The 14,423-nt window shown below is 68.9% G+C and carries 14 protein-coding genes; 3 read left to right on the top strand and 11 right to left on the bottom strand.

Annotation, left to right across the window (positions count from 1 at the left end):
- Positions 1 to 145: 145 nt before the first annotated feature.
- The 7 genes from LK533_RS02325 to glmU form a co-directional block, all read right to left on the bottom strand.
- Positions 146 to 1,900, bottom strand: coding sequence for a sensor histidine kinase (locus LK533_RS02325; RefSeq protein WP_229361144.1), 1,755 nt, complete (start codon positions 1,898 to 1,900; stop codon positions 146 to 148).
- Positions 1,900 to 3,756: a putative bifunctional diguanylate cyclase/phosphodiesterase gene (locus tag LK533_RS02320; RefSeq protein ID WP_229361143.1), complete on the bottom strand. Its 1,857-nt coding sequence runs from the start codon at positions 3,754 to 3,756 to the stop codon at positions 1,900 to 1,902. Before LK533_RS02320 ends, LK533_RS02325 begins: the two co-directional genes overlap by 1 nt.
- Positions 3,757 to 3,930: 174 nt before the next feature.
- Entirely contained in the window at positions 3,931 to 4,611 is a 681-nt protein-coding gene (locus LK533_RS02315) for a hypothetical protein (protein WP_229361142.1), read from the bottom strand.
- Positions 4,608 to 5,993 (bottom strand): PAAR domain-containing protein, encoded by a 1,386-nt coding sequence (locus LK533_RS02310; protein WP_229361141.1) that lies wholly within the window; start codon positions 5,991 to 5,993, stop codon positions 4,608 to 4,610. Before LK533_RS02310 ends, LK533_RS02315 begins: the two co-directional genes overlap by 4 nt.
- Before the next feature lie 34 nt (positions 5,994 to 6,027).
- Positions 6,028 to 6,465 (bottom strand): DcrB-related protein, encoded by a 438-nt coding sequence (locus tag LK533_RS02305; protein ID WP_229361140.1) that lies wholly within the window; start codon positions 6,463 to 6,465, stop codon positions 6,028 to 6,030.
- A 119-nt stretch (positions 6,466 to 6,584) separates the two neighbouring features.
- Entirely contained in the window at positions 6,585 to 8,408 is a 1,824-nt protein-coding gene (gene glmS, locus LK533_RS02300) for a glutamine--fructose-6-phosphate transaminase (isomerizing) (protein WP_229361139.1), read from the bottom strand.
- A gap of 1 nt (position 8,409) precedes the next feature.
- Complete coding sequence (glmU, locus tag LK533_RS02295; RefSeq protein WP_229361138.1) at positions 8,410 to 9,765, bottom strand: bifunctional UDP-N-acetylglucosamine diphosphorylase/glucosamine-1-phosphate N-acetyltransferase GlmU; 1,356 nt, start codon at positions 9,763 to 9,765, stop codon at positions 8,410 to 8,412.
- Between the two features lie 72 nt (positions 9,766 to 9,837).
- Between glmU and LK533_RS02290 the strand changes: the two genes are divergently transcribed.
- The 3 genes from LK533_RS02290 to LK533_RS02280 are packed head-to-tail and all read left to right on the top strand — an operon-like array spanning position 9,838 to position 11,801.
- Positions 9,838 to 10,521 (top strand): HAD-IA family hydrolase, encoded by a 684-nt coding sequence (locus tag LK533_RS02290; protein ID WP_229361137.1) that lies wholly within the window; start codon positions 9,838 to 9,840, stop codon positions 10,519 to 10,521.
- Positions 10,522 to 10,528: 7 nt separating this feature from the next.
- Complete coding sequence (locus LK533_RS02285) at positions 10,529 to 11,320, top strand: SDR family NAD(P)-dependent oxidoreductase (RefSeq protein ID WP_229361136.1); 792 nt, start codon at positions 10,529 to 10,531, stop codon at positions 11,318 to 11,320.
- Between the two features lie 7 nt (positions 11,321 to 11,327).
- On the top strand, positions 11,328 to 11,801 hold the full coding sequence (locus LK533_RS02280; RefSeq protein ID WP_229361135.1) for an OsmC family protein: 474 nt from the start codon (positions 11,328 to 11,330) through the stop codon (positions 11,799 to 11,801).
- A 3-nt stretch (positions 11,802 to 11,804) separates the two neighbouring features.
- Here the strand turns inward: LK533_RS02280 and LK533_RS02275 are convergent, their stop codons facing one another.
- Genes LK533_RS02275 through LK533_RS02260 form a run of 4 tightly spaced genes read right to left on the bottom strand, consistent with a single transcriptional unit; the run spans position 11,805 to position 14,387 of the window.
- Complete coding sequence (locus LK533_RS02275) at positions 11,805 to 12,809, bottom strand: nucleotidyltransferase family protein (RefSeq protein ID WP_229361134.1); 1,005 nt, start codon at positions 12,807 to 12,809, stop codon at positions 11,805 to 11,807.
- The gene (locus LK533_RS02270; protein WP_229361133.1) at positions 12,806 to 13,669 is read right to left on the bottom strand and encodes an HprK-related kinase A; all 864 of its coding nucleotides are present in this window, start codon (positions 13,667 to 13,669) and stop codon (positions 12,806 to 12,808) included. The genes LK533_RS02275 and LK533_RS02270 overlap by 4 nt, the downstream gene beginning before the upstream one ends.
- Positions 13,666 to 13,956 carry an HPr-rel-A system PqqD family peptide chaperone gene (locus LK533_RS02265; RefSeq protein WP_229361132.1) on the bottom strand — a complete coding sequence of 97 codons (291 nt, stop codon included), beginning with the start codon at positions 13,954 to 13,956 and terminating at the stop codon, positions 13,666 to 13,668. Before LK533_RS02265 ends, LK533_RS02270 begins: the two co-directional genes overlap by 4 nt.
- Positions 13,957 to 13,979: 23 nt before the next feature.
- Positions 13,980 to 14,387, bottom strand: coding sequence for a hypothetical protein (locus tag LK533_RS02260; protein ID WP_229361131.1), 408 nt, complete (start codon positions 14,385 to 14,387; stop codon positions 13,980 to 13,982).
- Positions 14,388 to 14,423 lie beyond the last annotated feature (36 nt).

The raw sequence follows: 14,423 nt of genomic DNA, 5'->3' as shown, positions 1-14,423 counted from the left end.
CGCTGTCACCGTGCTTCCTTTCCCGGTGGGCCCGATGCCCGAACTGCTTGGGGCGGCCGCTCTTTTCTGCTGCTTGGGGCGTTCCGCCGCCAGGAGCATCCCCTACCAAAGTATGCCCCGGCGCGACAGGCACTGCGGCCGCGGGTCAGCCGGCGCCGTCGGCTCCATCCTCTGCCGGGCGGAGCGTGAGCACGGCGCGCGCGCCCCTTCCCCGCCCCTCGCTCTCCAGCCGCAGCGCGCCGCCCATCGTCCTCATCGACGTCGCGCACCAGTGAAGCCCGAGCCCGCCCGAGCGGTTCTTGCGCGTGGAGAAACCACGCTGGAACAGCGCGGGGGCGTCGGCGGGATCAAAGCCCTCTCCGTTGTCGCGGATCGCCACCTCCACTTGACCCTTGCGCTCGGTGATCGAGACTCGGATCGTCCCGCCGGAGGTTCCGGAGGCGGCGATCGACTCAGCGGCGTTGGAGAAGAGGTTGCCTATCACCTGGCTCAGGATCACGCGGTGCGCCAGGACCAGGCAGGGTTTCGACGGGAACACGGTCGCGATCGACAGTTCGCGGGAGTAGCGCGCAATTGCGCCGTTGCGGGCGATCAGCCGGGTGACGTCGCAGGATTCCAGCACCCCGCGCGCAGGGTTCCTGGCTGAGCCGCTGCCGACGATCTCCAGCACATTCTGCAACGCCTCCCGCCCCAGTTCGAGCTGGGTGAAGCGCTCTGCGCGGGCGCGGCGTTCGCCGTCCAGTGCCGCGCGGAGGAATGCGGTGAGCCTGGCGCGGCGTTCCGGGTCGAGTTCGGCAGCACCGACCTCTTCGAGCGCCCGGTCGACGGTGGCGGGTTCGACCGAAAGGCTGTGGGTCAGGCCTTTCGACAGGATCGTGCTGATCGGGTTGAGCGCGTTGCGGATGTTGTGCATCGCCGCCTCGGCACTTTCGGTGTGGCCGAGGCGGAAGGAGTGTACCTCCAGCTGCTCGCGCAGGCTCGCAAGCTGGCCCAGCATCGCGTTGAAGCTGGCAACAAGGGCACCGATCTCGTCGCGGGTGACCGGATCCGGCAGCGCCGTCATCGAGCCCGAAGCCCCGATCTGGCGCATGTGCCGCTCCAAGAGATGCAGCCGTCGCAGCACCAGCCGTTCGAAGATGCGCCGCAGCAGGAACAGCAGCAGGATCATGAGCGCGCTGATGCCCAGCACCGCCGAGATCAGCAGCTTGCCGCCGAGCGCCCACAGGGTGCGATTGATCGAGACCACCAGTCCGGCCACGGGACGGCCGTCGGGGCCGGCGACCGGGACACGCAGGTCAATCCGATCCCGGCTGCGTTCGGCACGACCTGTTGCGGCTGCTGCAGGAACGAGCTGAACCGGACGCTTGAGGCGCTGCCGGAGCTGGTCTTCGGCGATCGGTTCGGCGACCGCGACGTAGCTGGGCGCCGTACCGTCGGGAGTCGGCAGGCGTGCGACCCAGACCGTACTCAAGATACTGCCGTCCGACACGAAAAAGCCGCCGGATTGCGCGCCCCTTAGGGCGGCGACGGCATCCACACCGCGCAGCGCGCGCAGGGTCGGACCCGCCCTGGCGTCGTCGGGCACCCGAAGCTGCCAGCGCCCGCCGGAGGCGGGCGACGCAGCGGACCGCGTCTCCCGCACTGCATGCGCCGACGCCTCGGCCTGCGATCGCAGCGTGTCGAGGATCGCCACTGCCCGCTCGGTCTCGCGCGCGATCGCGCGGTTCTCCAGCTGGCGGAAGCCCGGGGTGAGCACCAGCACCAGGATCAGCGCGATACCCAGCGTGCCGGCGACCCCGATGCCGGTCAGCACCCAGACGAGCCGCTGCGACAGCGACATCGACCGCGCCCAGGGCAGGCGCCGCCGCCACGACCGGGTCGCGTGCCGGTGTGCCGGCATCAGCCCATCATGCCGGCGCCCGGTCCCGCGGAGGCCGGTTCGCAAGGCGCCTGCGGGTCCGCGATGGTGCCCCCGGCGGCAAGCGCGGCGGCATCCTCTGCTACCAGCGGCTGCGAGAGGTAGTAGCCCTGAACCTGCGAGCACCCGGCCTGGAGCAAGGCGTCGAGCTGCGTCCGGGTCTCCACCCCTTCCGCCACCACCTCAAGCCCCAGGGCACGGCCGAGCTGGATGATGGAATGGACGATCGCGGCGGACTCACGTTCGCGCCCCATGCCGTCGATGAAGCTGCGATCGATCTTGAGCGTGTCGATCGGAAAGGCGCGGATATTGTAGAGGCTGGAATAGCCGGTGCCGAAATCGTCGATGGCGACGCGAAAGCCCATCTGTCGCAGTCGGTAGAGCGTGTCGGCCGCACGCTCGGCATCCTCGGCCAGCGCGCCTTCGGTGATCTCGATCTGCAGCTGGCTCGGCGAGACACCCGCGCGCTGCGCCTGCGCCACCAGCTGGGCGACGAAGTTCTGGCGCCGGAACTGCCGCGGCGAGAAGTTGACGGAGACATATTGGCCGGGCCAGCGCTTCACCGCCTCCAGCGCCTCTCCCACCGCCCAGTCGCCCAGTTCGTGGATCAGGGCGCTTTCCTCGGCTACCGGGATGAACATCGCAGGCGAGATCATGCCGTGTTCCGGGCTGCACCAGCGGGACAATGCCTCGAATCCCACCAGCTCCAGCTCGTCACCCATGAAAATCGGCTGGAAGACGAGCGAAAGCTCGCCGTTGCTGATCGCTCGGGTCAGCCCCGTCTCGATCTGGCGGCGGAACTGCACGGATTCGTCCATGCGCGCGTCGAACAGGCGGACGAGGCCCCGCCCGGCATCCTTTGCCTCGTTGAGCGCCAGGTCGGCCCGGCGCATGATGTCGATGGGGTCGCGTTCCTGCTCCGCATCCGCCACCACCAGGCCGATGGACGCGCTGTTCTGCACCGACTGGCCAAAGATGCGCAGCGTGCCCGAACAGACGCGCAGCAGCCGCTCGCAGCGCATCACCGCCTCGTCCTCGCCGGTGACGGACAACATCATCCCGAACTCGTCGCCTGCCAACCGTGCGACCAGCCCGTCCTCCCCGATCTGTTCGCTCAGGAGGGCGCAGATGGCGCGGATCACCTCGTCGCCCGCAGAATGGCCGAAGGTGTCGTTGATGAGCTTGAACCGGTCGAGGTCGAGGGTCGCGACCGCAAAGCACCCCGGCTCGCGCACGCGTTCGCCCAGCGCGCGCAGAAAGGCGACGCGGTTCGGTGCCTCGGTCAGGGGATCGTGCGCGGCGAGATGCGCGGCCTTGCTGGCGTTGGCGGCAAGCTCCAGCGCCTGCGCCTCCAGTTGCACCACCTTGTCCGCCAACTCCGCGCGGGTCGCGGCAAGCTCGCGGTCGAGCTGCCAGCGGTGGGCAAGCGCGGTCGCCGTCTGCACGACCTCGATCGCGTCGAAGGGCTTGGCGATGTAGAAGATCTTGTCGGCGGGTCCTGCCGCGCGAAAGATCTCGGCCGGGGCGAAGTCGGAAAAGCCGGTGACGATCACCAGGTTGATGTCCGGGTCGAGCGCGCGGATACGAGCCGCCGTCTCCTTGCCGTCGATGCCTGGCGGCATGCGGATGTCGAGAAAGGCAACGGCGAACGGGTCGTCCTCGCGCAGCGCCGCTTCCACCGCCGCGACCGCCTCCAGTCCCTGGACGACATGGACCAGCGCCAGTTCCGGCGCGACCGCGCCTTCCGGAGCCGTCGTGTCGCCGAACAGGTCGGAGGCCATGGCCGCAAGCCCGTCGTCCTCCGGCCGGCCGAACGCCTGCCGGTAGGAATCATGCATCGCCGGCTCGTCGTCTACGATCAGTATCCGCACCGCGGCCCAACTCCTCGCTTCAGAAGCGTCGGCGTAGCAAGGCCGGCGTTACGGCCAGGTAAATGCGCAAGGATGCTGGCTTTTTTTCCGGTGCTTGGGGCCCTTCGCGTGCCTATGCGGCGGCGATACGGCAAGCACGGTTCAGGGGCGGAACCATCCTTTCCACGGGCGGTCCGGCTCCGGCGGCGCCTCGCGCGGCAGGCCGGGCTTGGGCGGATCGAGCGGCGGCTTCTTGGCAGCGGAGGGTCGCCAATCCCTGAACAGCGCGGCGCGGATACCGGCTATGCGGTTGGAAAAGTTCGCCACCCGCTCGTTCAGTACCGGGTTGGCCAGCCCGTTGTAGCGCCGCGCCAGCGGATCGGCCGAGGGCCAGTGCTCCCGCCGAAGCGCGTCACCCCGCGCGCGTAAATCCTCCATCACCTCCTGCTCTCCGGCCGGCACCTCGACCCAGATGGCGTGTGCATCCGCGTACAAGGCATCGATCATGGAGACCAGCACGGGAATGTGGCGCGGCTTGATGAGGCCGATGCCTTTCAGCACGACATACAGCCGGCCTAGCGACTCTTGTACGCCTGGAATATGGTTCAGTTCGCCCGACCCGACCAGGTAGAAGACAGTGTTCGCCCCAACCGGTATCGGCAGCCGTCCGCGGCCGATCTCCTGCTCCAACCAGGCGATTTCCAGCAACAGCCGCCCGTCCGGCGTGTCGTTGGTCAGCCGACGCTCGCCCAGCGCGGTCCGCAGGTCGCGGATGGCCGCCATTGCGTCCGCGTATTCCTCCTCGATGCCGGGGCCGAGGATGGCGGGCGTAATCTCGATCATCGCCCGAAATACTCCATAATATTACCGACGCTTCCGTTCGCCGGAGCAATCTGCGTACCACCGCCCGCCATTGCGCGATCGAACTTGGCCAGTTCCGCGCCATCCGGCCCGAGGTGCGTCACGGTTTCGTGCGCCGGATTGATGGTGGAAGCGACCATGTCCTGGTCCTGGGTCAACTGCCCGCGATAGACGGCATCTGCCCGGTTGTAACAGGGCAGCGCTAGTTCGTTCTTTACGCCGCGACTGTCCCACTTGCCAGTCACCGGATCCTGATAGCGGGTCTGCATGTCACGGTAGGTTGGTTCATCCATCCAATAAGGACTGTCATTTTTCTTCGCGAATTTCTTGGAACTGAAGCCATACATATTGTCACCCTCGCGACCTCTGACAGTATGAAAACCCCTCCCAGAATCCAGAACCTGCTTCTGCATGTCTTCATTCCAGCCGGCCATATCCATTCTGTCGCGCGCAGCAGCGTCGGCTGGCGACAGATTTTCCATGTCCAGCCCCTCGGGTCGCTTCGCCTCAAAATTCCACTTCTCCGTCGCCCCGCGCGGCAGGCGTGGCTCACCCTTGAAGGGATTGTGGCGCCACGTGTTGTAGCGCCACTCCGCCGCCTGCCCGCCGCGCGCGCCTGCCGCGCCGGCGACCATGCCACCTAGGAAGCCGCCTGCCAGTTCCAGCGAGCGTATGCCCGCTTCCGACAGGCCGAGCGCCTCGCCCAGCGCGCGTCCGGCCATGCCGCCGCCGATGCCGCCCGCCATGCCCAGCACCGCGCCGCCGATCGTCGCGCCGATGCCCACGGTCGCAATGGCGTAGGGCAAGGCGGCGATCGCGCCGGCGACGCCCAGGACCTGCAGGGCGGTGACTGCCCAGGCGGGCACTTCGGGCTGGATCGCGACGCGCGGGTCCTGAGCGCTCGGGCCGCCGATGAACACATTGGGCGAGGTCCGCGCGATCGCGATCGCGCTGCACCCCAGCTTCTCGCCTTGGCGACCGGCCATGCCCGTGTTGATGAACACGCTCGCCGAGCCGGTCGCGAGCGGGATCGGGCCGCTGTCCTTGCGGCACGAGGCGAAGGATCCGGCGGTGAAGGTGGCCGGGCGCCCGTTGATGAAGACGTTGGGCGATCCCGTCGCGAATTCGCCGCAGGGCGGGCCCATCACCGCTTCGCCGACGTGCATGCCACCCAAACCTCCGGCGGACACTGCGCCCGCCGCCATGCCTGCCGCGGCGACCAGCGCGAGCCCACCGGTAGAGATCGTCGCCGCGATCAGCACCACGCCTACCGCAGCCCCCGCCAGAACGCCCAGCAACATGCCGGTGCCGGCTTCGCTGTGGGCAATCGGGTCGCCGACGCGGGCAGCGGGCATGGTGCTCATCGGCGGCGCACCATGCCCGAGCCTGCGCGTTCCATCAGTGCCGGGCAGCCGGAGCGACCACCAGCTCGGCAAGCCCGCGTTCGAACACCGGCTCGTGCGCGGCATAGTCGTCCGCGGCCGCGGTTGCGGTATAGGTCACCACCACCCCGGCATCGGCCGCGATGAAGAAGACCCGCTGGCGCAACATGCCTGCGCCGGATTGCCAAAGGAACCGGATCTGGAAGGCGTCGTGCTCGCGCACTCGGCCGGCGCCTTCCTCCTCGCGAAGGAAGTGCGGCAAGGTCGCGCGAAAGCCCTCGATCTGCCGGTTGCAATAGTCGCGGAACGTCTCATCCGCGCCCAAGGCATCGCGCGCGATCACGATATTCGGGGCGATCGCCTGACCGGGCGCGGGCGGCGCCGAATAGACGATCATGGTCTTGTCGACCCACCCGTCCGGCTGTCGACCGGCGACACTCACCTGCGGCTGCATGACGGATGCTTCTCCCGTGCGTGTGTGCGCAGGTTCCTAGCGGCATTCATGCGGTCGCTCAACGCCCGCCTGTTGGGCCGATACTACAACGCTGCTGCAAACGAACTCCAGCGATGTGACTATTCCACGGTCACCGACTTGGCGAGGTTGCGGGGCTGGTCGACGTCGGTGCCCTTGGCCACGGCGACGTGGTAGGCGAGCAGCTGGACCGGGACCGAATAGACCAGGGGTGCGATCAGCGGGTGGACCTTGGGCATCTCGATGGTCGCGATCGCGTCTTCACCGGCCAGCGCCAGCCCTTCCGCATCAGAGATCAGCACCACTTGCGCGCCGCGGGCCTGCGCCTCCTGCATGTTCGACACGGTCTTGTCGAACAGCGGGCCGGAGGGGGCGAGCACGATCAGCGGCACATGCTCGTCGATCAGCGCGATCGGGCCGTGCTTCATCTCGCCCGAGGCATAGCCTTCGGCGTGGATGTAGCTGATTTCCTTGAGCTTGAGCGCGCCTTCCAGCGCGAGCGGATAGTCGGGGCCGCGGCCCAGGTAGAGCACGTCGCGCGCCCCGGCGATGGTGCCGGCCATGCGCTGGATCTCCGCATCATGGCCGAGCGCGGCGTTGATCGCGGCTGGGGACTCGACCAGGTGGCGGACGATTTCGCGCTCCTCCTCCGGCGTCAACTTGCCCTTCGCGCTGGCGAGATTGACGGCGAGTGCGGCCATGACTGCGAGCTGGCAGGTGAACGCCTTGGTCGACGCGACGCCGATCTCCGGACCGGCATGGGTCGACAAGAGCAGGTCGACCTCGCGCGCCATCGAACTGGTCGGCACGTTGATGATGCCGGCAGTGGTGACGCCGTTCGCCTTCATGTGGCGCAGCGCCGCGAGCGTGTCGGCGGTCTCGCCCGACTGGGAGACGACGACGCCCAGCGTGTTCGGCAGCAGCACCGGGTCGCGGTAGCGGAACTCGGAGGCGACATCGACCTCGACCGGCAGCCGCGCGAACTTCTCGATCCAGTATTTGCCGATCATGCCGACATAGCTGGCGGTGCCGCAGGCGACGATCGTCACCCGCTCGACGGTGGAGAGGTCGAAGTCCATGTCGGGCAGCGCGACGCGCTCCTCGACCGGGCGGAGGTAGGAGCGCAGCGTCTGGGCGACCACGACTGGCTGCTCGTAGATCTCCTTGAGCATGAAGTGGCGGTGATTGCCCTTGTCGATCAGCGCGCCGGTGATGCCGCTGAGCGTGACCGGCCGCTCGACCGGTTGGTTGTCCCTGTCATAGACCTGCGCGCCGTCGCGGGTGAGGACGACCCAGTCGCCTTCCTCCAGATAGGCGATGCGCTGGGTCAGCGGTGCGAGCGCGAGCGCGTCGGAGCCGAGATAGGTCTCGCCCTCGCCATAGCCGACCACCAGCGGCGAACCCAGCCGCGCGCCGATCAGCAGGTCCGGATGCTCGCGGAACAGGATCGCGAGTGCGAAAGCGCCGTGGAGCTGGGGAAGCACGGCCTTGACCGCATCCTGCGGGCTCTCGCCGGCCTCGATGCGCTCGCTGATCAGATGGGCGACGATCTCGCTGTCGGTCTGGCTGTGGAACTCGCGGCCACGAGCGATCAGCGCGTCGCGCAGCGGCTTGAAGTTCTCGATGATCCCATTGTGGACGATCGCGACTTCGCCGGTTGCGTGCGGGTGGGCATTGGCGGTGGTCGGCGCGCCGTGGGTTGCCCAGCGGGTATGGGCGATGCCGGTGGTGCCGAGCAGCGGCGCGTCGGCCAGCACGCGGGTGAGGTTGGCGAGCTTGCCTTCCGCGCGGCGTCGGTCGAGCGTTCCGCCGTCGACGGTGCAGACGCCCGCGGAGTCATAGCCCCGATATTCCAGCCGCCGCAGTCCCTCGACCAGATTGCCGACGACGTCCTGGCCACCGATGATGCCGACGATCCCGCACATGTTACTTCTTCCCCTTGGCCTTGAGGGCAGCCATCTTCTCTCGGAACGGCGGCGCCCAGTCGGGCCGTGCTTCCTGCGTGCCCCGCGCGACCGCAAGCGCGTCCGGCTCCACGTCGCGGGTAATGACCGAGCCGGCTGCGACGATCGCCCCGGCGCCGATCGTCACCGGCGCTACCAGCGCGCTGTTGGAGCCGATGAAGGCGCCCTCGCCGATCTGCGTGCGGCTCTTCAGATACCCGTTGTAGTTGCAGGTGATGGTGCCCGCGCCGATGTTGGCGCCTGCCCCGATCTCGGCATCGCCAAGATAGGTCAGGTGATTGGCCTTGGCCCCGCGGCCGATCAGTGCGTTTTTGACCTCGACGAAATTCCCGACCTTTGCCTCCGGCTCCAGCACGGCGCCGGGGCGCAGGCGGGCATAGGGGCCGACCTCTGCGCCCTGGCCGACGACCGCACCTTCCAGATGGCTGAAGGCGCGGATCGTGACGCCGTCGGCGACCTGCACGCCGGGGCCGAAGACGACATTGGGCTCGATCACCACGTCGCGGCCGACCTGCGTGTCATGGGCGAACCAGACGGTCTCCGGCGCGACCAGCGTCGCCCCCTGCGCCATGGCCCGCGCGCGGCGAGCAGCCTGCCACGCAGCCTCGATTCCGGCCAGTTCGGCGCGGCTGTTGACACCTGCGACTTCGGCCGCGTCGGTTTCGATCACGGCCGAGCTGCGACCGTCCGCCGCCGCCAGCATCACCACGTCGGGGAGGTAGTATTCGCCGGCCGCATTGTCGTTGCCGACCCGCGCCAGCAGCGCGAACAGGTCGGCCGAGCGCGCGGCCATCAGCCCCGAATTGCACAGCGTCTGCGCGCGTTCTTGCGCAGTCGCATCCTTGAATTCGACCATCTTCACGATGCGATCGCCCTGGGTGAGGATGCGGCCATAGGCGCCGGGGTCCGCCGGACGAAAGCCGAGCACCACGGTTGCGGGCGCATCGTCGCCATGCAGCCGGTCGAGCATCCGCTGCATCGTCGCGGTCGAAACCAGCGGCACATCGCCATAGAGGACAAGGACGTCGCCATCGAAGCCGTCGAGCGCCGCCTGCGCCTGCGCAACCGCATGGCCGGTGCCGAGCTGTTCCGCCTGGTGGGCGGTGGCGATGCCGAGCGGCGCGACCGCGGCCTCCACCTGCTGGCGACCGGCCCCGACCACCACTACCGTCCGGTCGGGATCGAGTGCTGCGACGCTGTGCGCCAGGTGAAGCAGCATCGCGCGGCCAGCGACAGGGTGCAGCACCTTGTGCAGGTCCGACTGCATGCGGGTGCCCTTGCCAGCGGCGAGGATGATGGCGGCGATCGGTGCGGTCATGAATGTCTCCCCGGCGGAGCCCTGCCACGGCGACCTTGCCAATGCCAGCGGCTTGCCCGCATGACGCGCGCCATGACGGACTTCCCCTTCGACATCGTCGGCTTCGACCTGGACGGCACGCTGGTGGACACCAGCGGCGACCTCGCCAATGCCCTCAACCACGCGCTGGCGGACGCCGGAAGGCCGCCGCTGCCGCGGGAAAGCGTGCGCACCATGATCGGGGGCGGGGCGCGTCACATGCTGATGCAGGGGATGGCGAGCACCGGCGGCTGTCCCGAAACGGAACTGGATCGGCTGTACCGGCTGCTGCTCGACCATTATGAGAGCCATATCGCGGTGGAGAGCGCGCCATTCCCCGGCGCGATGGAGGCAATCGCCGCGTTGGAGGCGCGCGGGGTGAAGGTGGCCGTCGTCACCAACAAGCTGGAGGCGCTGGCCGAACAGCTGCTCGGCGATCTCGGCATCCGCAACCGCTTCGCCTGCCTGATCGGGGGCGACACCATGGGAAAAGGCCTGGGTAAGCCGCATCGCGCGCCGATCGACGAGATGATCCGGCGCTGCGGCGGCGGACGCGCGGCTTTCGTCGGGGACTCGATCTATGACACGGGCGCCGCGCGCAACGCGGGCATTCCCTCGGTTGCGTGCAGCTTCGGCTTCCTGATGCAGCCGGTCGAGGAGCTGGAGGCGGACGCAGTGATCGATCACTACGACGAATTGCTGCCGGTGCTGGAGCGGCTGGGCACGGTCGCGCGTTGAGCCGGCCATGAACACCCCCACCCGCCCCGCCGCCCTGGTCACCGGCGCCTCCGCCGGCATCGGCAAGAGCTTTGCCACCCACCTTGCCCGCACCGGCCACGACCTGGTGCTGGTCGCGCGCCGCGCCGACCGGCTGGAGGCGCTGGCCGAGGAACTTTGCGAAGCGCACGACATCATGGTCGAGGTACTGCCCGCCGACCTGGAGACGCCGGAGGGCGTCGCCGCGGTCGAGGCGCGGCTGGCAGAGGGCGATCCGATCGACCTGTTCGTCAACAACGCCGGCTTTGCCGCGCGGGGCGCGGTCGGCGGCCTCGAACCTGCCGCCCTGGGGTCGATGATCCGGGTGAACGTACTTGCCTTCGCGCGGCTCGCCAACGCGGCGGCGGCACGGATGCGCGCGGAGGGCCGCGGCACCATCATCAACGTCGGTTCCGGCACGCTGTTCATGCAGTTCGCCGGGAACGCCGGCTACGGCGCGACCAAGGCGTTTGTCGCTTACTTCACCCGTACCATGCAGCTCGACCTGGCCGACAGCGGTGTGCGCGTGCAGCTGCTCATCCCGGGCGTGATCGCGACCGACTTCCACGCGGTGGCGGGCAACGCGATCGAGAACTTTCCACCCGAGCGCGTGATGCAGGCGGACGACCTGGTGGTCGCTTCGCTGCGTGCGCTGGAGATGGAGGAGCCGGTGTGCATCCCCTCGCTGCCGGACATCCGCGACTGGGAGGCCTATTTGGCGGCGGAGGCCAAGATCGCGCCCAACAGCTCGCGCGACCGCAGCGCCGATCGCTACCACTAAGGCCACGATGGCCAGCCGGGAGCATCGCTACGCGGTCGCGGTCGAATGGACCGGCAACACCGGCTCGGGAACGGACGGCTATGGCAGCTACAGCCGTGACCACCTGCTGACCACCCCGGGCAAGCCCAGGATCGAAGGCTCTTCCGACCCGGCATTCCGTGGCGATCCAACGCGGTGGAACCCGGAGGAAATGCTGGTTGGTGCGCTCGCTGCCTGCCACCAACTCTGGTACCTGCACCTGTGTGCGAGCGCAGGCATCCGTGTGCTAGCCTATCGCGATGCCGCGACCGGCGTGATGACGGAGAATGCCGACGGCTCGGGCCAGTTTGCCGAGGTGACGCTGCGGCCGGAAGTGACCATCGGCGCCCAGGACAACATCGAGCACGCCCGCGCGCTGCATGAGGAAGCCTCGCGCCTGTGCTTCATCGCCCGTTCTGTCCGGTTCCCGATCAAGCACGCGCCCGTGATCGTCACGGAATGATCGTCAGGGCGTGCCGCGATGCCCCTTGCGCCACTTGGTCCACAGGTGGCGGGCGAGCATCCCCGGTGGCATGCGCAGCAGGTGCGAGCGAAGGTAGAAGGCGGTCTGCGTCGCCTTCGCGGTCGGTCGCCCCCAATCGTCGCGGGCGAGCAGGCGGCGGACGAAGAAGCGGTCGGACGCAGTCAGCCGCGCGCCATCCTCATAGAGGACGCCTCGCAAGCGCAATGCCCGTTCCAGGTGCGGCGCGATACCATGCAGCGATGCGCGTGCCCTGAGCGACGCCAGCGCCATGGGCGCCTCGAACGCCTCGAGCAGGCAATGAAGGTCCCAGAGGTTGCGAATCCCGCCCGAAAGGTCGCCATCGGCAAACAGGTGCGCGACGGCGTGGCAGACCATGTCCTCGTGCGACAGCACACGCAGGCCGTTCGACAGCGGGACACTGTTTGCCAGCAAGGCGCCCGCATCGGGCGTGGGGCGGGCGGTCAGGGGGAGGATCGTGTGGTGGACGTCGATCATCCGGTCGCGCTCGCGATGGATCAGCGGCGGCAGTTCGTGCATCCATCGCCGGTAATAGGCGTCGTCATAGGCGTCGGGCTTCACCCATTCCCAACCAGCCGCCAGCAGCGCCGCCTCGACGGCATCGAGCGCGTCGCGGGGCACCAGGATGTCGAGGTCGCCGATGCTCCTGCCCTGCCCCGCCGAAAGGCCGGCGGCGACATAGGCGGTGCCCTTCAGCAACACGACGGGAATGCCGAGCGGAAGCAGCGCTTGCGACGCCATCTCCGCCTCCCACAGCGCGAGCGTGCGGCCCTGCTCGGCCGCGGCGCGCGCGTCCGCCAGGATGCGCTCGACGGTGGCTGGCATGGGCAGCCCGTGCAACCGATGGGCGAGCGTCCCGAGGATCTGTTCCGCGCGCGCCGAGGTGATGAGGCCGGTCCAGCCGGCGGCGTCCAGCTCGCTGGTCATGGTGGGATCGCGCAGTGCCCGGACCAGCAAAGCGCCGCTCACGCGGCTTGCTCCCACAGCCGCTCGACCATGGCGACCGCTGTCCGGGTATCGGGATAGTCGATGGCGTGCGCAGGCACGGCTGCGACCAGCCAGGTGAGCGCGTCGAAGCCGCGTTCGCCAAGCGCGACATAGTTGGTGGAAGCCTGGGTCAGCCGCACGAAGGTCTCGGCCGGGGGCACGGGCCGCACATCAGGCGCATGGCCGAAGCTCGGGAAGAGGATCGCGACTGGGCGTGCGGGCACGTCCATCGCCGCCACCGACGCAGCGTCGGGCTTGAGGTGGCGGATGTCCCCCTTGGGCGTGTCCGGCTGGAGCGGGCCGAAGCGGGCGTCGGGCAGCGCCTGTTGGACCACGCCGATCGCCTGGTTCTTCAGGCTCACCAGCCGGGGGAAGCCGTGGACCAGTCCGGTGGCAGGATCGAGCAGCGCGAACTCGTCGCCCATCAGCCGCCAGCCGCGCGCCATCAGCAGTGCGGCGAGGGTCGACTTGCCCGCACCCGACACGCCGGTCATCAGCAGCGCGCGCCCGTCGCGCTCGACCGTGGCGGCGTGGAGCAGCAGATAGCGACGCTGGCCGAGCGCCATCTGGAGGTTCATGCCCATTTCGGCTGCGAGCAGCCCCAGGCGCAGCGGCAGGGGCGCGGCCTCCGGTAGCAGATAATCGCCGCCGAGGGTGATCGACGGCCGCACCCGCCTGCGCCAGGGCCGCAAAGCGAACAGCCGAACGGTGAAGTCGGGGATGCCATCGCGCGGCTTCGGGTAGTCGTCGTAGAGCGTCGCCAGCGCCGTGACCGGCGCGCGCCAGTCGGAGCCGACGCGGAACCCGACCGGTCCGATCCGAAGCTGAAAGACGTGCCTCACCCGCGCCGCACCAGGCCCAGGCTCACGAGCTCGACTAGCCGTGCCTCCAGCGCATCAGGGTCGGCGTCGGCGAGGTCGTAGCGCGCGGCAAGGCGCGCGAGCAATTCGGGGAGCGTTGCCGGCGCGCCGCCGAGCGCCTCAAGGATCTCCGGCACAGGCGCCGCGACGAGATGCGTCTGGCCCGACGCGCGGTGATAGAGGGCTGTGAGCTCGTCGAGCGACACCAGCCGCAGCACGCCTGCGGGAGGCGCGTGATAGCGGACCAGCCCGGCCTCGGCCGCAGCCATGCGGGCGGTCGCCGTCCTGCCGATCAGCCGCGCGGCATCTGCAGCGAGGCGAAGCAGGTGAATCCGCTGGTCCCGGACTGCAGGCGGCGGATGTAGTTGGTGTAGGCGCGCGATTGGTCGTGGGTGGTGCCGGGCAGGTTGACGCCGCTTTGAAGCGTGCGCTTCACGTCGGCGGCGCGAAACGGGCGTTGCGCCGCCGGCTGCGCGCCGGGGGTGCCGGCGGGCACGACATCGCCATTATCGGCGATGTAGCGGCCCGCGCGGCCCGGATCGGGCACGGGGATCTCGCACAGCGAAACCGAGGCGGCGGTGTTGGCCAGCGCCGGACGGATCGACACCACTGCCGAGGCGCCCGCGGCCCCCAGCAGCAGCGTGCGGCGGCCAAGGCCGGAGCCCGCGCGCGCGGCTGGTGAGGTGTCTTCGTCGTTCACGGCTCTCCTGTGTTGGATGCGGCCGCGTTGCGCAAT

The organism is Sphingomonas sp. PL-96, assembly GCF_020707215.1.
In the GTDB taxonomy this organism is placed as follows: Bacteria; Pseudomonadota; Alphaproteobacteria; order Sphingomonadales; family Sphingomonadaceae; genus Sphingomonas.
This window is presented reverse-complemented; position numbering and strand designations above follow the sequence as displayed.